Origin of the sequence: Kocuria sediminis, from assembly GCF_009735315.1 — a bacterium.
Classification (GTDB): domain Bacteria; phylum Actinomycetota; class Actinomycetes; order Actinomycetales; family Micrococcaceae; genus Kocuria; species Kocuria turfanensis.
In genome coordinates this window covers 122210-140348 of the sequence record NZ_WOGU01000002.1, presented here as the reverse complement: position 1 = coordinate 140348, position 18139 = coordinate 122210, and the positions used below count along the sequence as shown (strand labels likewise).

Annotated in this window: 17 protein-coding genes; 9 read left to right on the top strand and 8 right to left on the bottom strand. The window is 73.1% G+C overall.

Going from position 1 to position 18139, the window contains the following annotated elements; translation table 11 throughout:
* Positions 1–14: 14 nt before the first annotated feature.
* Complete coding sequence (locus tag GMA12_RS02870; protein ID WP_156267016.1) at positions 15–794, bottom strand: type 1 glutamine amidotransferase domain-containing protein; 780 nt, start codon at positions 792–794, stop codon at positions 15–17.
* 187 nt (positions 795–981) lie between these two features.
* Here GMA12_RS02870 and GMA12_RS02865 point away from each other — a divergent pair, with 187 nt between their 5' ends.
* On the top strand, positions 982–1377 hold the full coding sequence (locus tag GMA12_RS02865; protein WP_156267014.1) for a hypothetical protein: 396 nt from the start codon (positions 982–984) through the stop codon (positions 1375–1377).
* A gap of 693 nt (positions 1378–2070) precedes the next feature.
* Complete coding sequence (locus GMA12_RS02855; RefSeq protein ID WP_162459399.1) at positions 2071–3264, top strand: HNH endonuclease signature motif containing protein; 1194 nt, start codon at positions 2071–2073, stop codon at positions 3262–3264.
* Positions 3265–3419: 155 nt separating this feature from the next.
* On the opposite strand, the gene GMA12_RS02850 is transcribed toward GMA12_RS02855, so the two are convergent.
* The 3 genes from GMA12_RS02850 to GMA12_RS02840 form a co-directional block, all read right to left on the bottom strand.
* Positions 3420–4295: a D-hexose-6-phosphate mutarotase gene (locus GMA12_RS02850; protein WP_156267010.1), complete on the bottom strand. Its 876-nt coding sequence runs from the start codon at positions 4293–4295 to the stop codon at positions 3420–3422.
* 78 nt (positions 4296–4373) lie between these two features.
* Entirely contained in the window at positions 4374–5819 is a 1446-nt protein-coding gene (locus GMA12_RS02845; RefSeq protein WP_156267008.1) for an alanine/glycine:cation symporter family protein, read from the bottom strand.
* Positions 5820–5977: 158 nt separating this feature from the next.
* Positions 5978–7318, bottom strand: coding sequence for a multidrug effflux MFS transporter (locus tag GMA12_RS02840; protein WP_156267006.1), 1341 nt, complete (start codon positions 7316–7318; stop codon positions 5978–5980).
* Positions 7319–7552: 234 nt separating this feature from the next.
* On the opposite strand from GMA12_RS02840, the gene GMA12_RS02835 reads away from it, so the two are divergent.
* From GMA12_RS02835 to GMA12_RS02825, 3 genes are read left to right on the top strand one after another with little or no spacing between them, the layout of a single operon-like run.
* Positions 7553–8167, top strand: a complete 615-nt coding sequence (locus GMA12_RS02835) for an LOG family protein (protein WP_156267002.1) — start codon at positions 7553–7555, stop codon at positions 8165–8167.
* A gap of 4 nt (positions 8168–8171) precedes the next feature.
* Positions 8172–9083: a tRNA (guanosine(46)-N7)-methyltransferase TrmB gene (gene trmB, locus GMA12_RS02830; protein WP_156267000.1), complete on the top strand. Its 912-nt coding sequence runs from the start codon at positions 8172–8174 to the stop codon at positions 9081–9083.
* On the top strand, positions 9080–9568 hold the full coding sequence (locus tag GMA12_RS02825; RefSeq protein ID WP_162459397.1) for a GNAT family N-acetyltransferase: 489 nt from the start codon (positions 9080–9082) through the stop codon (positions 9566–9568). The genes trmB and GMA12_RS02825 overlap by 4 nt, the downstream gene beginning before the upstream one ends.
* 63 nt (positions 9569–9631) lie before the next feature.
* Here the strand turns inward: GMA12_RS02825 and GMA12_RS02820 are convergent, their stop codons facing one another.
* The 4 genes from GMA12_RS02820 to dnaK form a co-directional block, all read right to left on the bottom strand.
* Positions 9632–10072 carry a heat shock protein transcriptional repressor HspR gene (locus GMA12_RS02820; RefSeq protein ID WP_156266998.1) on the bottom strand — a complete coding sequence of 147 codons (441 nt, stop codon included), beginning with the start codon at positions 10070–10072 and terminating at the stop codon, positions 9632–9634.
* A gap of 1 nt (position 10073) precedes the next feature.
* Positions 10074–11090, bottom strand: coding sequence for a DnaJ C-terminal domain-containing protein (locus GMA12_RS02815; protein WP_156266996.1), 1017 nt, complete (start codon positions 11088–11090; stop codon positions 10074–10076).
* Positions 11091–11242: 152 nt separating this feature from the next.
* Positions 11243–11881: a nucleotide exchange factor GrpE gene (locus tag GMA12_RS02810; protein ID WP_206064629.1), complete on the bottom strand. Its 639-nt coding sequence runs from the start codon at positions 11879–11881 to the stop codon at positions 11243–11245.
* Between the two features lie 2 nt (positions 11882–11883).
* A complete protein-coding gene (gene dnaK / locus GMA12_RS02805; RefSeq protein ID WP_156266994.1) occupies positions 11884–13740 on the bottom strand; it encodes a molecular chaperone DnaK in 1857 nt (618 codons plus the stop codon).
* A gap of 323 nt (positions 13741–14063) precedes the next feature.
* On the opposite strand from dnaK, the gene GMA12_RS02800 reads away from it, so the two are divergent.
* The 4 genes from GMA12_RS02800 (at position 14064) to GMA12_RS02785 (ending at position 18138) form a co-directional block, all read left to right on the top strand.
* Positions 14064–16016: a BCCT family transporter gene (locus GMA12_RS02800; RefSeq protein WP_370830034.1), complete on the top strand. Its 1953-nt coding sequence runs from the start codon at positions 14064–14066 to the stop codon at positions 16014–16016.
* An 84-nt stretch (positions 16017–16100) separates the two neighbouring features.
* Positions 16101–16637 (top strand): low molecular weight protein-tyrosine-phosphatase, encoded by a 537-nt coding sequence (locus GMA12_RS02795; protein WP_156266992.1) that lies wholly within the window; start codon positions 16101–16103, stop codon positions 16635–16637.
* Complete coding sequence (locus tag GMA12_RS02790; protein WP_162459396.1) at positions 16634–17227, top strand: uridine kinase family protein; 594 nt, start codon at positions 16634–16636, stop codon at positions 17225–17227. The genes GMA12_RS02795 and GMA12_RS02790 overlap by 4 nt, the downstream gene beginning before the upstream one ends.
* Before the next feature lie 29 nt (positions 17228–17256).
* Positions 17257–18138 (top strand): aminotransferase class IV, encoded by an 882-nt coding sequence (locus GMA12_RS02785; RefSeq protein WP_162459395.1) that lies wholly within the window; start codon positions 17257–17259, stop codon positions 18136–18138.
* Position 18139: the final 1 nt, after the last annotated feature.

Genomic DNA, 18139 nt, shown 5'->3' with positions numbered 1-18139 from the left:
CCGACGGCCGGAACTCAGGCCTCGCCGTCGGCCTCGGCCTTCTCGGCGTCGCGCGCCTGGCGCAGCGCGGTGGAGTCCGCCTCCTGGGCGGCCTTCTGGGCGCGCACCACCTCGGTCAGGAGCTTGGTCATCTCCTTGGCCACACCGGCCGCGGACTGGGGGTTCTGCCCGGTGACGAGGCGGTCGTCCACGACGACGTGCTCGGTCCAGTTCGGCGCCGTGCGCACGTCCGCGCCCTGCTCGACGAGCTTGTCCTCGAGCAGGAACGGGACGACGTCCGACTTGCCGACCTCGTCCTCCTCGGCGTTGGTGAACGCGGCCACCTTTCGTCCCTCGACGATGCGCAGGCCGGTGGAGAGCTCCACGTCGACGAGTCCGGCCGGTCCGTGGCAGACGGCGCCGACGATCCCCCCGGCGTCGTGCACGGCGGCCACCAGCGACTGCAGGTCGGGGTTGCCGGCGAAGTCCCACATGGTGCCGTGCCCGCCCACGAGGTAGACGGCGTCGTACTGGGCCGGGTCGACCACGCTGATCCGCGGCGTGTTGTACAGGGAGGCCCGCACGGTCTCGTCCTCGAGGTACTGCCGCTGGACCTCGTCGTCCTCGTCCCTGCCGTCCTGCGGGGGCTGCCCACCGGCGATCGAGGCGAAGTCGACGACGTATCCGGCGTCGCGGAAGACCTTCCACGGGTGGGCCGCCTCGCCGACGTAGTAGCCGGTGGGCTCCCCGGTGTCGCCGAGGGTGTCGTGGCTGGTGAGAACGAGCAGAACCTTCTTCATGGTCTCGATGTCCATGTCTGTCCTTCCGTCGGGTGGCAGGACGCGGAGGGCGTCCCGCGGGCGGACCGCCAGCCTAGGCGCCGCCGGACGCCCGGAACGGCTTGTCCGCTGCGGGCCGATGTTCCCCGGTGGGCGCGGGGCCGCCCCTGATAGGGTCATTGACGACTCAATGACCCAGTTCCCCCTCCCGAAAGGACCGACCATGAGCCTCTCCAACGCGATCCTGCGCGGCGTCTCCGGCGCCTACCTGCTGCAGTCCGGCTACGGCAAGAAGGACCTCCCCACGGAGGCCGCCGCGGGGCTCCAGCAGTTCGCCGCCACCGGTGTCCCCCAGTTCAAGGAGTGGGACGCCGACGCCTTCGGCAAGTTCGTGGCCTACGCCGAGATGGGCATCGGCGCCGCCCTGCTGACCCCGTTCGTCAACAAGCGCCTCGCGGGCCTGGCCCTCGGCGCGTTCTCCGCCGGGCTGCTCGCGATGTACTTCCGCAACCCGGACATGACCCAGGAGGACGGCATCCGCCCCTCCGAGGCCGGCACCGGCCTCTCGAAGGACGCCTTCCTGGCCGCGATCGCCGCGGCCCTGGTGGTCTCCAAGTAGGCACGGCTCCCGAGGAGCTCCGCGGGTGCCGCTCGTCCTGACGGACGGGCGGCACCCGTTTCGCATCCCCACCCGGGGCCCGGCGCCGCCTGTTCACCGGACGGGGATGCGCAGCCCTGAGGGCGTCCGAGGCGCCCGGGACAATGGGTTCATGACGACGACGTCGCACCGCCGGTCCCGTCCCGCTCCGGGCCCGTACCGGACCCCTCCCGCCGGGGAGCGGGTGCTGGACGCCGGCGTCCGGGCCGAGGTCCGGGCGGTCGTCGGGCAGCTCGCGGACTCCGCGGCCGCCCAGGCGCGGGAGGCGGGACGCCAGCTGCACGGCATCTACCGTCTGTGGCTGCTGGCCTGGGAGGACCGGGAGATCGACTGGGTCTCCTCCGCGGGGCTGATGCCGTCCGCGGCCGACGACCTCGTGTGCTCCCTCCTGGAGACCGAGGACCAGCTCGTGCGGGACGTCGCCGACGAGATCGGCCCGGCGCTCCACCTGCCCGCGGGCACGGCGCTCGAACGCGTCCGAGAGGCCCTCGTGCTGGGCCTGCACCTCCCCGCAGCGCTCGAGGCGCTGGAGGCGGGCCGCTTCAGCGCCCGCCACGCCTCGGTGATCGCCGACCAGTGGCGGGAGCTGGTCGAGGACGCTCCGCCGGGCCGGGAGGCACCCCCGCCCTGGTGCGGCGGCTCGCTGACGAACTGGTGGAACGGGCTCCGCACTGCACGGTGGCGCAGCTGCGCGCGTGGTCGCGGCGCCGCCGCGCGGCGCTGCTGGCGGAGACCCACGAGGCCAGGCACCGGGCGGCCCGGGCCGGACGCCGCGTGTGGATCGAGCACGGCGAGGACGGCATGGCGTTCCTGCACGCGCTGCTCGACGCGCCCACGGCGCTCGCGGTGCAGGACCGGCTCGACGCCCTCGTGGCGCTCCTCGACCCCCAGCAGGCGGCCGCGGCGGCGGGGGCGGCACCTGGCCCGCTGGGCCCCGTGCCCGCGCAGCCCGGCGGGCAGGCGCAGCCCGGCGAGCACACGCCGTTCGGGACCAGCACAGAGGCACCGGGCGCCGAGGCACCGAGCTCCGCGGACCACGTCGCCGGGTCCGGTGGGCACGCGGCTGTCCGGACCGAGGCGCAGCTGCGGGCGGACGTCCTCGCCGATCTCCTGCTCGCTGGGGAGGTCTCCGACGACCCCTCGTTCCCGCGCGGCGTGCGGGGCCAGGTATGTGTGACGGTTCCCGTGCTCACGCTGCTGGGAGCACGCCCCGGTGGTCCCGCCGACGGGGTGCCCGAGGACGCGCCGGTGCTCGCCGGCCACGGCCCGATCAGCGCGGACGCCGCGCGGGAGCTCGCCGCGGGCGCATCCTCGTGGCAGCGCGTCCTGACGCACCCCGTCACGGGCGCCGTCCTCGACCACGACCGCACCACCTACGCCGTGCCCGCGGACCTGCGCCGCCGGCTGCGGCTGCGCGACGGAACCTGCCGCTTTCCCGGCTGCCGCCGACGGGTCGAGCGGTGCGACCTCGACCACACGGTGGCGTGGCAGGACGGAGGGCGGACCGCCGCGGACAACCTGGCCCACCTGTGCCGTCACCACCATCTGGTCAAGCACCGCCGCGGTGCGCTCGGCCGCTGGTCGGTGCGGCAGGTGGGGCCGGCGCGCGCCGGCGGAGTGCTCGAGTGGACGTCCCCGGCCGGGCGGACGTACCGGACCGTCCCGGACCCGTCGGCCGGGTCGCCGGACGGATCGTCGTGGACCGGGACATCCTCCCCGGCGTGGGCGCCGCAGCCGCAGGCCGCGGACGGAGTGGCGCGGGACCGAGCGCTGCCGGGCAGGACGCCGCCGGGCAGGACGCCGCCGGACGAGTGCGCGCCGGAGGCGGCAGACCCTCCCCCGTTCTGACCGTCAGATATCCGAGGTGTTCCGCAGCGCGGCGCGGGCAACAGGCCCGCACCCTCCGCCAGTGCCGGCCGCCGGACGCCCGAGGTGTTCCGCAGCACTGCGTGTGCGGCAGGCCCGGAGCCACTCCCGGTGTCGGTCCCCGGGCACCCTTCTTCTCAGGCGGGGGACCGGCCCGGGTCCTGCTCGGTGGCCTCGACCGTCACCCGGTAGGCCATGGTGTGGGTCTCGTCCGGCTCCAGGTGCACGGTCTCGGCCTGGACGTTGGCGCCCTCGACGCACACGAAGTCGGTCCAGCCGTCCGGGCCGACGTCGGGCATGGCGGCCGCCTGCTCCGCCCACGGGTTCCACACCACGGTGTTCCGCGAGTTCTCCTTGCGGATGCGCAGGACGCGCCCCAGGACGGGATCCACCACGGAGACCTCCGAGTCCGAGCGGTAGACCCGGTCCGTCTCGCCCTCGAGGTGGAGCGCGCCCTCCTGGACGCAGTCGTCGCGGTCCAGCACCTTGTCCCGGTAGCCGGCGCCGTCGAGGCCCTCCACGCGGATCTTCCGCACGTCCCCGACCACCAGGTAGGCGTGCAGAGCCTCCTCGACGTCGAAGGGACGGTCGTCGGTGTTCGTGATGCTCAGCTCCAGGAACAACTCGGTCCCGAAGCGCACCACGTAGTACGCCTCGAACCGGTACGGGAACTGCTCGCGGTGGGCCGGGTCGGTGACGTCCTCGTCGGTGAGCCGGTAGACGACCACGGCCTCGTGGTCGGAGGACTCCCGCGACTCGACGTGCCACGGGAGCGTGCGCGCGAAGCCGTGCTTCGGCGCACGGCCGCCCGCGGCGCCGTCGGCGAACCACGGGAAGCAGATCGGGACGCCGCCGCGCACCGGGGTGCCCGTCTCCAGCGCCGTGCTCGGGGACAGCCACAGCACCGGTGCCTGCCCCCGGGGGGTCCAGTCGGTCACGTGGGCGCCCTGGTCGTAGATCGCACCGGTGGCGTCCGCGCAGGAGAACGGGCGAGGGTCGGGAAGTCGGCTCATGCCCTCAGGCTAGACGGAGGGCCCGACCCCCGTCAGGAAGTCGGGCCCTCGGGCGCCGGCGGGTCGGGCGCCGGTGCGTCACACGCCGGTGCGCTCGTAGGAGTCGATCGAGCCGGGACGGCCCTCCATGAACGCATCGATCTGCTGCCGGTTCGCCCGCAGCTGCGGGTCGTGGTCCAGGTAGTGCTTGGTCTCCCGGGCGATCAGGCCGGAGAGGATGAGCAGGCCCACCAGGTTGGGAATCGCCATCAGCCCGTTCATGACATCGGCGAAGTTCCAGACCACGGCCAGCGGCACCGTGCAGCCCACGAAGACCACCGCGGAGAACACCACGCGGTAGGGCATCACCGCAGCGACGCCGAAGAGCCGTTCCATGCAGCGCTCGCCGTAGTACGCCCAGCCGAGGATCGTGGAGTAGGCGAACAGGACCAGACCGACGGTGACCACGATGTGTCCCCACTGTCCGGGCAGGCCCTGGCTGAAGGCGTCGCCGGTCATGGTGGCGGCGAAGTCCGCGCCCTGCTCCCACACCCCTGTGGTGATGAGCACGAGACCGGTGCAGGTGACCACGATGATGGTGTCGATGAAGGTCTGCGTCATGGACACCAGGCCCTGCCTGACGGGGTGGGTGGTCTGGGCGGCGGCCGCGGCGATCGCGGCCGACCCCATGCCGGACTCGTTCGAGAAGATGCCGCGGGCCACGCCCATCTGCACGGCCAGCATGATGGCCGACCCGGCGAAGCCGCCGACCGCCGCCGTGCCGGTGAAGGCGTCCGTGAAGATCAGGACGATGGCCTGTGGGAGGGCCGCGACGTTCACGATCAGGATGAAGAGCGCGCCCAGCACGTAGAAGAGGATCATGAACGGCACGAACCCCGCCGTCACCTTGCCGATGGACTTGATGCCGCCCACGAGCACAGCGAGGGTCAGCGCCGCGAGCACCACGCCGGTGATCCAGGTCGGCACGCCGAAGGAGCTCTCGACGTTGGAGGCGATCGAGTTGCCCTGCGTCATGTTGCCGATCCCGAACGCGGCCAGGGCGGCGGCGATCGCGAAGAAGATCGCCAGGAACTTGCCGAAACCGGAGCGGATGCCCCGCTCCAGGTAGTACTGCGGGCCGCCGGAGATCTCGCCCTTGGCGTCCGTGGTGCGGAACCGCACGGCCAGGAAGGCCTCGGAGTACTTGGACGCCATGCCGAGCAGACCGGTGACCCACATCCAGAACAGCGCGCCGGGGCCGCCGATCGAGATCGCGGTGGCCACGCCCACGATGTTGCCGGTGCCCACGGTCGCCGCGAGCGCCGTGGTCAGCGCCTGGAACTGGGAGACGTCGCCGCCGTGGGCGTCCTCGTCCTTGCGCTCGAACAGCGCCAGGCGCAGCGCGGATCCGAGCCGTTGGAACTGCAGCCCGCCCAGCCGGACCGTGAGGTACAGGCCGGTGAGGAGCAGCAGGGGGATGAGGACGTACGGTCCCCAGATGATGCCGCCCAGCGTGCCGAGGGCAGTCTCGATGGATTGGAGCATGTGTTCTCCCGTGGGTGTCGGGTGGGTGGTCGAGCGGAAACCGGTCGAGGGTGTGATCTCCGTCTCTGCAGGAGGCATCTAATCACAGGTCCGGCGATCCGCAGGTCATGGGCTGGACGGCCGGCTGCCGGTCAAGGGCCGGGACGTCGGGGTGCCGGTCATGGATCGGGAGGCACTCCGCGGTGTGGTCCACGGCTGTCGCCGCCCGGAGACGGGCCGGCGGACGGGCCGGCGGACGGGCCGGCGGACGGGCTCGGCTTTCCCGGCGGACGGCGGGAGAGCCGGCCCGCGAGCAGCACGGCGCCCACGGCCAGCAGGGAGCACACCGCCATGGACACGGCCATGGGCACCGCGCTGTGCTGCCCGGCCAGACCGGTCAGCGGGCTCACGAGACCACCGATGAGGAACTGGACCAGCCCGAGCACCGCCGAGCCGGCACCCGCCCGGCCGGGCACCCGCGACTGGGCCAGCGCCACGGCGTTGCCGAGGACGAAGCCGATGCAGGCCTGGCTCACGAACAGGTGCGCCAGCGTGGTCCACCCGGTGATGCCCGCGAGGACCAGGGCCAGGCCCACCACGTTGACCGTTCCCATGACCACGAGCGCGGTGCGCAGGACCGTCCCGGGCTCCACCCTGCCGACGAGCCGGGTGTTGACGAGGGCCCCCAGGATCGAGCCGCAGGCGTTGACGGCGAAGATCACGGAGTAGCCGAGCGCCGAGTAGCCGAGCACGTTCTGCACCACGAAGGAGGAGGCGGAGATGTAGGAGAACAGCGCCCCGAACGCCGACCCGAAGGCCAGCGCGTAGCCCATGAAGGACGGGGTGCGCAGCACGCGCCAGGACCCGCCGACGACGGCCCCGACCCCGCCTCGGTGCCGCCGGTGCGGCGGCAGGGTCTCCGGGACCACGAGGACCGAGCACGCGAGCATCAGCAGCCCGAACGCGGCGAGCGCCCAGAACACGGTCTGCCACGGAGCCACGGTGGCGATCACCCCGCCCAGCAGAGGCGCCACGACCGGGGCCAGGGAGGTGATGGTGGCGAGCACCGAGAAGAGCTGGGCGGCCCGGCGTCCGGAGGCGATGTCCGAGACCACGGCCCGGGCGATCACCACGCCCGCCGCGCCGGCGGCGCCCTGCACCGCGCGCAGCACGATCACTGCGCCGACGCTGGGCGCGAGGACCACGGCCACGGAGCTGAGCAGGAACAGCACGTTGCCGGCGACCATGAGCCGGTGCCTTCCGAGCACGTCGGAGACCGGGCCCAGCAGGAACTGTCCCAGGGCCATGCCGACCATGTAGCTGGTGAGGGTCAGCTGCACCGCGGAGGTCGAGGCGCCGAAGTGCACGGCCATGGCCGGCATGGACGCGAGGTACATGTCCGTGGCCATCGGGCTGACTGCGCTGAGGATCCCCAGTGCCGCCACCAGCACGACCCGGTCCGCCCTGCCGCTGAGACGCAGACGGGAACGGACCGGGTGGCCGGGGGTCGGTTTGCTCATGGTGGGTCCTCGGGATGGGGCGGGGGACGTGCGGCTTCGGGTGCGGGCGGGGCTTGGGGGTGCGGGCGGTCTGCGGGTGCAGACGCTGATGGCTGGGTCTAAGGCTGGGTCTGGGTCTGGGTCTGGGTGCAGGGACGGACGGTGCTCGGGGCGGCACGCGCCGCTGCGGATGGGTGGCGGGGCGCCGTGCAGCCGGATTCATGGTATCGGCGCCGGTGCGGCGAGAATGTCCCCATGAGACTTGCCGTATACACCGGAGCCTCCCTGGGCTCGGACCCCCTGTTCGCCGAGGCCGCCGCGGCCTTCGCCGCCGAGCTCGCCCGCCGCGGGGTGGGCGTGGTCTACGGCGGCGGTCACGTGGGACTGATGGGCGTCGTCGCCGACGCCGCCCTGGCCGCCGGCGGCGAGGTGATCGGAGTGATGCCGCGCTCCCTCGTCGAGGACGAGACGGCCCACACCGGCCTGACCGAGCTGCACGTCGTCGGGACGATGCACGAGCGCAAGGCGGAGATGGCCCGCCTCGCGGACGGTTTCGTGGCCCTGCCCGGAGGGCTCGGCACCCTGGAGGAGATCTTCGAGGCGTGGACCTGGCTGCAGGTGGGCGTGCACGCCAAGCCCGTCGGCTTCCTCGACGTCGCCGGGTTCTGGCAGCCCCTGCTGGAGGCGGTCGCCGAGATGTCCGCCGCGGGGCTGGTGCGCCCCGAGTACCGTGACGCCGCCGTGGTCGCCCAGGACGCGGACGAGCTGCTGGCCCGCTTCGCCGTGTGGGAGGCGCCTCGCCGGCGCTGGGCCGAACCGCTCCCCCCGGACAGCACCACCGCACCGGTCCGGCCTGCGCCTAGGATGTAGGGCGATGACCGAGCACACTCCCTCCCCTGCCGACACACCCGCCGACACACCTGCCGAAGAGCCCGCTGCTGAGAGCACCGCAGAGAGCGCGGCACAGAGCGCCGGGACGACGTCCGAAGACACTGCCGAGGTGGCCGCCGGAGAGCACGCCGGGGGCGCGGGCCAGGGCCCCGTCCCGGAGGCCTTCCACCGCCGGCCGTACTCCTTCGTGCGCCGCGGCGACCGCCTGACCGCCCGCCGCCAGAAGGCGTGGGACGACTGGGCGCCCACACGCGTGCTGGACGTCCCGCGGGTGCGCACCGACACCTCCGTGCACCCCGACCACGAGCTCGACGCGGCCGCGGCCTTTGGGCGCGAGGCGCCCCTGGTCGTGGAGGTCGGCTCCGGGCTGGGCGAGGCCGTCGTGCACGCCGCCGCGCAGGACCCCGCCCGGAACTACCTCGCCGTCGAGGTGTACAAGCCGGGGATCGCGGACCTGCTGCTCAAGGCGGGCCAGGCCGGGGTGGACAACGTCCGGGTGGTCCAGGCCAACGCCCCCGAGGTCCTGGAGCACATGCTCGCCCCCGCCTCGGTCGACGAGCTGTGGGTGTTCTTCCCGGATCCCTGGCACAAGACCCGCCACCACAAGCGGCGCCTCGTCTCCCCCGCCTTCGCCGAGCTGGCCGCACGGGTGCTCGCCCCGGGCGGGCTGTGGCGTCTGGCCACGGACTGGCAGGAGTACGCGCTCGTGATGCGCGAGGTCCTGGACGCCGCCCCGCAGTTCGAGAACCTGCACCCGGGTCCGCTCGCGGACGACGAGCACCCGGACGTGGGCTGGGCCCCCCGCTGGGAGGGCCGGGTCCTGACGAGCTTCGAGCGCAAGGCCCGGGAGGCGGGACGCGTGCCGCGCGACCTGACCTACCGCCGGCTTCCGTGAGCGCGGCAGCCGCCCCGGACGGCTTCGTCGTCGTGCCCCCGGGCGACCCCCGCACGCGGCCGCTGCTGGCGGGCCTGCACCGGGAGTACGTGGCGCGCTACGGTGCGTCGATCGGCGCGGAGGAGATGGAGCACCACCCCGTCGACGAGTTCCGGGCGCCCACCGGCGCCCTGGTGCTGCTGCTCGAGGGCGGGCTGACGGTGGCCGGCGGCGCCTTCCGGCGGCACGACGACGTCACGGCCGAGCTCAAGCGCATCTGGACGGACCCCGGGCACCGCCGGCGGGGGTTCTCCCGGCGGGTCCTGGCCGAGCTCGAGCGGCTCGCCGCCGCCGCCGGCTACCGGCGCATCTACCTCACCACGGGCAACCGCCAGCCCGAGGCCTACGCCCTCTACCGGGGCAGCGGGTACGTCCCGCTCCCCGGTGTCGCCCACAGCTACGCGGACGGCGTGTACGACGTGGGCTTCGAGAAGCACCTGCGCTGAGCCGAGCCCGCGCCGGGGAGCCGGCGCACGGAGCGCCGGCCGTCGGCACGGACGGCGGGCGGCTCAGCGCTCCTGCTGCCGCGGCGGCCGGTAGAGCACCACGGCCTGGGAGATCTTGCGGGCCCGCGGGCGGGAGCCACGAGCCATCCGCACCACGTCCCCGCCGACGCCGGCGGCGAAGATGCGCGAGGACTCCTCGGCCCGCTCCCGGGCCTCGTCGAGCTCCTGCCCCAGCTCCGCCACCTTCGCCTGCAGGGCCGCGACCTGGTTCTCCAGCTGCAGGATGCGCCGGATCCCCTCCAGGGAGACGCCCTGCTGGGAGAGCACCTGGATCTGCTGCAGCTTCTCGATGTCCCGCTGGGAGTAGCGCCGCGCCCGGCCTGGCGCGCGGGAGGGCTTGACCAGGCCGAGCCGGTCGTACTGGCGCAGCGTCTGCGGGTGCATCTCGGCGATCTCCGCGGCCACGGAGATCACGAAGAGCGGCTGGTCGACGTCGAGAGCCATCTCAGACCCGTGCCTTCGCGGCCAGGCCCGCCCGGGGGTCGTCGTCGGCGGTCGCCTCCGCGAACGCGCGGACCGCGGCCTCGGCCGCCTCGTCCAGGTGGGCGGGCACGTGCACCTCGACGGTCACGATGAGGTTCCCCGCGCCCTTGGCCGTGCTGAACCCGCGGCCCTTGACGCGGAAGCGCCGGCCCGACGACGTCCCGGCGGGCACCTTCAGCCGCACCGTGCCGCCGTCCAGGGTGGGCACCTCCACGGTGGCGCCCAGGGCGGCCTCGGGGAAGGTGATCGGCACGGTGACCTCGACGTCGTCCGTGCCGTCCACGCGGGTGAAGAACGGGTGCGAGCCCACGTGCACGGTGACGTACAGGTCGCCGGGCCCGCCGGGACCGGAGTGACCCTTGCCGGCGAGCTTGAGCTTCTGCCCGTCGCGCACCCCGGCGGGGACGCGCACCGTGGTCTCCTGCCCGTTGCCGCGGCGCAGCTTCACGGTGGTGCCGTGCACCGAGGAGCGGAACGGGATGCTGGTCTCCGTGCGGATGTCCTCCCCGCGGGTGGGCGGGGCCTGGTAGCCGGCCCCGGGGGCGCCGTAGCCGCCCGGGCCGCCGAACTGTGAGAACAGGTCCTCGAAGCCGCCTGCCCCGCCGAAGCCCGCACCGCCGGTGGAGTAGCTGGTCCGCCGGCGCCGGCCGCCGCCGCCGGCGCCGAAGATGTCGCCGAAGAGGTCCTCGAAGTTCGCCGAGCCGCCCGCGCCGGCCGGGCCGCCGGCCGTGAAGCGGGCGCCGGAGCCCATGGCGCGGATCGCGTCGTACTGCTTGCGCTCCTCCGGGTCGGAGAGCACGGAGTTCGCCTCGGTGATGTCCTTGAACCGCTGCTCGGCCTCCGCGTCCCCGGGGTTCTGGTCGGGGTGGAACTGGCGGGCGAGCTTGCGGTAGGCCTTCTTGATGTCCGCCTCGGACGCGTCCTTGGAGACGCCGAGAATGCTGTAGAAGTCCTTGTCGATCCAGTCCTGGCTGGCCATGACGCCTCCTTTCTGTGGGCCGGTGGGGGTCCTGACGAGCAGCACCCGGTGGAAGTCCTGGGGTCCCCCGGCACGGCGCCGAGGGCTGGGGGACGGGAGGGGAGGCCCGTGGACGGGCCTCCCCTCCCGCGCCGGTCAGGCCGGGCCCGGCCTCACTCGGCGACGGCGACGGCCACCTGGGCCGGCCGCACGACGCGCTCGCCGATCCGGAAGCCGGAGCGCAGCACCATCGAGACCTGGTCGGGCTCGACCTCGCTGGTGGGCTGCTGCAGCACCGCCTCGTGGACGTTCGGGTCGAACTTCTCGCCGACCGCCCCGATGCGGGTCAGTCCCTGCCGGACGAGGATCTCCTCGAGCTTGTTCGCGATGGACGCGAACGGGCCGTCGGCGAGGTCCCCGGCCTGGCGGGCCGCGTCGATGTCGTCGAACACCGGCAGCAGGGTCTGCAGCAGGTCGCCCGTCACGAACGTGCGCAGCTGCTCCTTCTCCCGGGCCGTGCGGTGCTTGAAGTTCACGAACTCGGCCTGCAGCCGGCGCAGCTCCTCGAGCCGCTCGGCGGCCAGCGCCGCGGACGGGTCCTCCGCCGTGGCCGCCGCTCCGGCGTCGGCGGAGCCGGCGTCGGTGGACTGCGGGGTCGAGAGGATGTCGTCCACGGTCAGGCCCTCCGGCCCGGCCTCCTCGGGGGAGCCGGGGCCGGAGTCCTGCGCGGCCTGCTCGTCGGGGTTCCCGGCGGAGTTCTCGAAAGCGTTCTCCGCCGGGTTCTCGTCGGGTCCTGGCGTGGGCTCGGGCATGCTCACTTCTTCTCGTTCTCGTCGTCGACGACCTCGGCGTCGACGATGTCCTCGTCACCGGCCGCGCCGGTGGCGCCGGCACCGGGGGCGCCGTCGGCGCCGTCGGCCTGCGCCTGCGCGTAGAGGGCCTCGCCGAGCTTGGTCTGGGACTGCTGGAGCTTCTCGTAGGCCGACTTCACGGCGGCCTCGTCCTCACCCTCGAGCGCCTGCTTCAGGGCGTCGACGTCGGCCTGGACCTCGGACTTCACGTCCGCGGGCAGCTTCTCGTCGTTGTCCTTCAGCAGCTTGTCCACCGAGTACGCCTGCTGCTCCGCGTTGTTGCGCAGGTCGGCGGCCTCGCGGCGCACCCGGTCCGCCTCGGCGTTGGCCTCGGCGTCCTTGACCATGCGGTCGATGTCCTCCTTGGAGAGGGAGGACCCGCCCGTGATGGTCATCGACTGCTCGGTGCCGGTGCCCTTGTCCTTGGCGGAGACGTGGACGATGCCGTTGGCGTCGATGTCGAAGGTGACCTCGATCTGCGGCATCCCGCGCGGGGCGGGGGCGATGCCGGTCAGCTCGAAGGTGCCCAGGTTCTTGTTGTCCCGGGTGAACTGGCGCTCGCCCTGGAAGACCTGGATGGACACGGAGGGCTGGTTGTCCTCGGCGGTGGTGAAGGTCTCCGACCGCTTCGTGGGGATGGCCGTGTTGCGCTCGATGAGCTTGGTCATCACGCCGCCCTTGGTCTCGATGCCCAGCGACAGCGGGGTCACGTCGATCAGCAGCACGTCCTTGCGGTCGCCCTTGAGCACACCGGCCTGGATCGCGGCGCCGACGGCGACGACCTCGTCCGGGTTCACGCCCTTGTTCGGCTCCTGGCCGGCCAGACGCTGCACGGTCTCGGCGACCGCCGGCATGCGGGTCGAGCCGCCCACCAGGACCACGTGGTCGATGTCGGACACGGAGATGCCGGCCTCGGCGATGACGTCCTTGAACGGCTTCTCGGTGCGCTCGAGCAGGTCCCGGGTCAGCTCCTCGAACTTGGCGCGGGTGAGGCGCTCGTCCAGGTGCACCGGGCCCTCGGGGGTCACGGAGAGGTACTGCAGGGAGATGTTGGTGCTGGTCGCGGAGGACAGCTCCTTCTTGGCCTGCTCCGCGGTCTCCTTGAGCCGCTGCAGGGCGATCTTGTCCTTGGACAGGTCGGCGCCGGTCTTGGACCTCACCTGCGACAGCAGCCAGTCGACGATGCGCTGGTCCCAGTCGTCGCCGCCCAGCCGGTTGTCACCGGCGGTGGCGCGGACCTGGATGGTGGAGAAGTCGTCCTCGTCCTTGCCGACCTCCAGCAGGGAGACGTCGAAGGTGCCGCCGCCGAGGTCGAAGACGAGGATGAGCTCGTCCTCCTTGCCCTTCTCCAGGCCGTAGGCCAGGGCCGCGGCGGTGGGCTCGTTGACGATGCGCAGCACGTTCATGCCCGCGATCTCGCCGGCCTCCTTCGTGGCCTGGCGCTCGGCGTCGTTGAAGTACGCCGGGACCGTGATCACGGCGTCGGTGACCTTGTCGCCCAGGTAAGACTCGGCGTCGGTCTTCAGCTTCATGAGGATGCGCGCCGAGATCTCCTGCGCGGTGTACTTCTTGCCGTCGATCTCCTTCGACCAGCCGGTGCCCATGTGGCGCTTGACCGAGGCGATGGTGCGGTCCACGTTGGTGACGGCCTGGCGCTTGGCGATGTCGCCGACCAGGGTCTCGCCGTCCTTGGAGAAGGCGACGACGGACGGGGTGGTCCGGTTGCCCTCGGCGTTGGCGATGACGGTGGGCTCGCCGCCCTCCAGCACGGACACCACGGAGTTGGTGGTGCCGAGGTCGATTCCTACTGCACGAGACATGGAGTGTTCTCCTTCGGGTCGAGCTGAACCGGGCGGGCCGTGCTGGCCCCGTTGAGGTCCCGGAGGTCTCAGGTCTTGAGTTTTCCTGGCTCAAGTCTGCCACGTGAGCGTGCGGTGTCAAGTTAACTTGAGTCCGCCCGACTCAACCTCCCGGGGCCGATTGTGAGGTGCCGCCCATTCCGGCCCCGGCGCGATTCCGCATTGGTAGGATGTGTTGCTTGTGCCCGCACTCCCGGGCCCCACTCGACACCTCCGGGCCCGACCCGCACGCAACCGCACGCACCGACACGACACCGCACGCACCCGACACCTCTGGAGCCCCCGTGAGCACTCCGCCACCCCATTCCCCGCAGGATTCCGCACCGCCCTCCTCCTCGGCCCGCCGTGGGCGGCCCCGTGAGGTGCTGCGCGAGATCAACTATCCGCACGGCGTCCACCCCGCCCTCGTCCCCGGCCTCGCGGTCGAGGACCAGAAGCTGCGCTACGGCACCGACCGGATCGTCTTCTGCGTCACCGCCGCGCTGATCGTGGCCTTCATCGCGTGGGGCGTGCTCTCCACCGAGTCCCTGACCGCGGCCTCCTCCGCGGCACTGGCCTGGGTGACCGGCAACACCGGCTGGTTCTTCACCGCCCTCTCCACGGCCGCCGTCCTGTTCATGCTCGTCGTCGGCTTCAGCCGCACCGGACGGATCCCCCTGGGCATGGACGACGAGAAGCCCGAGTACTCCTTCTTCTCCTGGCTCGCGATGCTCTTCGCCGCCGGCATGGGCATCGGCCTGATGTTCTACGGCGCCTCCGAGCCGCTGAGCCACTTCGGCGCGGGCGTCCCGGGCTACGGCGCGGAGCCGGGCTCCGAGGAGATGACCGTCTACGCCCTCGTCCAGACCGCCTTCCACTGGGGCCTCAACCCCTGGGCCATGTACGCCGTGGTCGGCGCGGCCGTGGCCTACGGCGCCTACCGCCGCGGCCGTCCCCCGCTCATCAGCCGGATCTTCGTGCCCCTGATCGGCCAGCGGCGCGCCGAGGGCGGCCTGGGCCGGCTCATCGACATCTTCGCGATCTTCGCGACCCTCTTCGGCACGGCGGCCTCCCTCGGGATCGGCGCCCTGCAGATCGCCCGCGGGCTCGAGCTCGTCGCCGGGTGGGGCCCGCTGGGCAACGGCGGCCTGATCGCGATCATCGCCGTGCTCACCGCCGCCTTCGTCGTCTCTGCCGTCTCGGGCGTGGCCCGCGGCATCCGCTACCTGTCCAACACGAACCTGCTGCTGGCCTTCCTGCTGGCCCTGTTCGTCTTCGTCGCCGGGCCCACCGTCCTGATCCTGGACCTCGTCCCGGCCGTGTTCAGCACCTACCTGCACGAGTACCTGTGGATGACCGGCCAGACCGGCGGCTGGGGCGAGGACGCCACCGCGTTCGCGGGCAGCTGGACCGTCTTCTACTGGGCCTGGTGGCTGTCCTGGTCGCCGTTCGTCGGGATGTTCATCGCCAAGATCTCCCGCGGCCGCACCCTGCGCCAGTTCGTCACGGTGGTCCTCGTGGTCCCCTCCTCGATGTGCGTCCTGTGGTTCGTGGTGATCGGCGGCACCGCCATGCACCTGCAGCGCACCGGGACCGACCTCGCGGCGGCCGGCGGCCAGGAGGCCGTCCTGTTCGGCATGCTCGACGCCCTCCCCCTGGGCGCGCTGAGCTCGGTGCTCGCGATGGTCGTCATCGGCATCTTCTTCGTGACGAGCGCGGATTCCGCGGCCATCGTCATGGGCACCCTGTCCCAGCGCGGCCGGCCGGAGCCGAACCGCCCCGTCGTCGCCTTCTGGGGCGTGTCCCTCGGGGCCATTGCGGCCGTGATGATGCTCGTGGGCGGTGACGACGCCCTCACCGGGATGCAGAACCTCGTGACCGTCTCGGCGCTGCCCTTCGCCGTGGTCGTCGCCTTCCTCATGGTGGCCTTCTACAAGGACCTCCGCAGCGACCCCGCCACGATCCGGCACGCGTTCGCCCTCTCGGCCGTGCGCAAGGCCGTGATCCACGGCATCGAGGAGCACGGCGACGACTTCGCCCTGCAGGTGGAGCACGCCCCGGGCGCCCGCGCCGCCGGCGAGACCTTCGACTCCCACGACCCGGCCGTCACCGACTGGTACCGGCGGGTCGACGAGAACGGCGACGAGATCGACCTCGACGCCGGGCGCGCGCAGGACCCGGAGGCGGGCCCGGAGCGCTCGGCAGACCGGGGGACGGGCCCGGAGCACGAGCTCGACCCGGCGGGCCGCCGGTCCTGAGCCCGTGCCCGCGCGTGCGGCCGTCGCCCCCCGGGCGGCGGCCGCACTTCTCGTCCCGTGCCCGTCCGGCTTAGAATGCCCGCTATGTATTCGATCCTGGCCGTGTGCACCGGCAACATCTGCCGCTCGCCCATGGCGGAGTTCGCCCTGCGCCGCGCCTTCGAGGACGCCGGTCTGGGCGAGCGCGTGCGCGTCGACTCGGCCGGCGTCAGCGACGAGGAGCTCGGCAACCCGGTCGACCCGCGGGCCGGGGACCTGCTGCGCCGCGAGGGGCTGGACGCCTCCGCGCACGCCGCCCAGGTCTTCGACCCGGCCCGGTTCGCGGACCGCGACCTGGTGCTCGCCCTGGACGTCGTCCACCACCGGCGCCTCCGCGCCCTCGCCCCCGACACCTCCACCGCCGCGAAGGTGCGGCTGCTGCGCGAGTTCGACCCCGCCGTCGCCGGCTCCGAGCACAGCGAGCTGGGCATCTACGACCCCTGGTACGGGGCCGCCGAGGACTTCGAGACCACCTACGGCATGATCGCCGCCGCCGTGCCGGGGGTGGTCCGCGCCGTCGCCGAGGAACTGGGCGCCGCGGTCCCCGGCACCGGCCGCGCCCGGGACGCCGGAGACGCGTGATCGACATCGAGCTCGAGCTGGACCCCGCGGTCGCCGCGGCCCACCCCGCCGGCACCAACCTGGCCCGGCTGCTCCCCGCCCCCACCCGACGACCCTGGCTCGTCGGCATCGACGGGCGCTCGGGCGCGGGCAAGACGAGCCTGGCGGAGCAGCTCGCCGAGGTGCTGCGCCCCGTGCGGGACGTGACCCTCTTCCACATGGAGGATCTCTACCCGGGCTGGGACGGTCTCCGCCCCGGCACCCGCACCTACGTCGAGGAGGTCCTCACCCCCCTGCGCGCCGGCCGGGACGCCGAGTGGAGCGCCTGGGACTGGGTCACCGGCTCCCCGGGCACCCCGCGCCTGACGCGCGTCGCGGAGGTCGTCGTCCTGGAGGGCGTCGGGGCCTGCTCCGCCGCCGCCCGGGCCCTCCTGGACGTCTCGGTCTGGGTCGAGCTGCCCACCGCGCTGCGCTACGACCGGGCCCTGAGCCGGGACGGCGCCTACTACGCCGAGCACTGGGAGCAGTGGGCCGCGCAGGAGGACGCCTATCTGGCGGAGGACCACGTCTGGGAGCAGGTGGACATCCTGCACCCCGGCCCCGTCCACTGAGCGGGCGCCCGCACCGACAGGAGGCAGCCGTGACCAGCACCGTCGTCGTCCTCGACGCCGCCCACCCCGGGGGCGTCCTCGCCGACCCGGCCGTCCCGCTCGTGCGCATCGACGACCAGGGCCTCACCCGCGGGGACGGGATCTTCGAGAGCCTGCGCGCCGTCGACGGTCGGGTGCAGAAGTTCGCGGTCCACCACCGGCGCCTGTCCGCCTCGGCGCGCCTGGCGCAGCTCCCTGTGCCCTCGGCGCAGGAGCTGCGCCAGGCCGTCGAGCTGGGGCTCGACCACGCCGCCCCCGGCGGGGACGGAGGGCTGGGCGCCGAGCACAGCGTCAAGGTGGTCGTCAGCCGCGGCACCCCCGAGGCCGGCCCGTGGTCGTGGGTGGTGGTCAGCCCCGTACCGGAGTCCACGTTCCGGCAGCGCCGGGAGGGGGTCTCCGCGGTGCTGCTGCCCCGCGGCCACGACCCGGCGCAGGACGCCGGGTATCCGTGGCTGCTGCCCGGGGCCAAGACCCTGTCCTACGCGATCAACATGGCCGCCCTGCGCCATGCCCGGTCCCTCGGCGCGGACGAGGCGGTCTTCACGGCCCCGGACGGCCGGGTGCTGGAGGGGGCCACGTCCTCCGTGGTCTGCGCCCGCGTGCACGAGGGCGTCCGCACCCTCGTGACCCCGGAGCCCTCGCACGGGATCCTCCCCGGCACCACGCAGGCCACGATCTTCGACGCCGCCCGGGGCGACGGGTGGGAGCTGGGCCACGGACCGCTGCAGGCCGCCGACCTCCTGGCGGCGGACGCCGTCTGGCTCGTCTCCAGCGTGCGGCTCGCCGTGCCGGTGCGCCGCCTCGACTCCCGCCCCCTGCCGGTGGACCCCGAGCTCACCCGGCTCGTGACGGGCTGGGTCGCGCGGGCGTGAC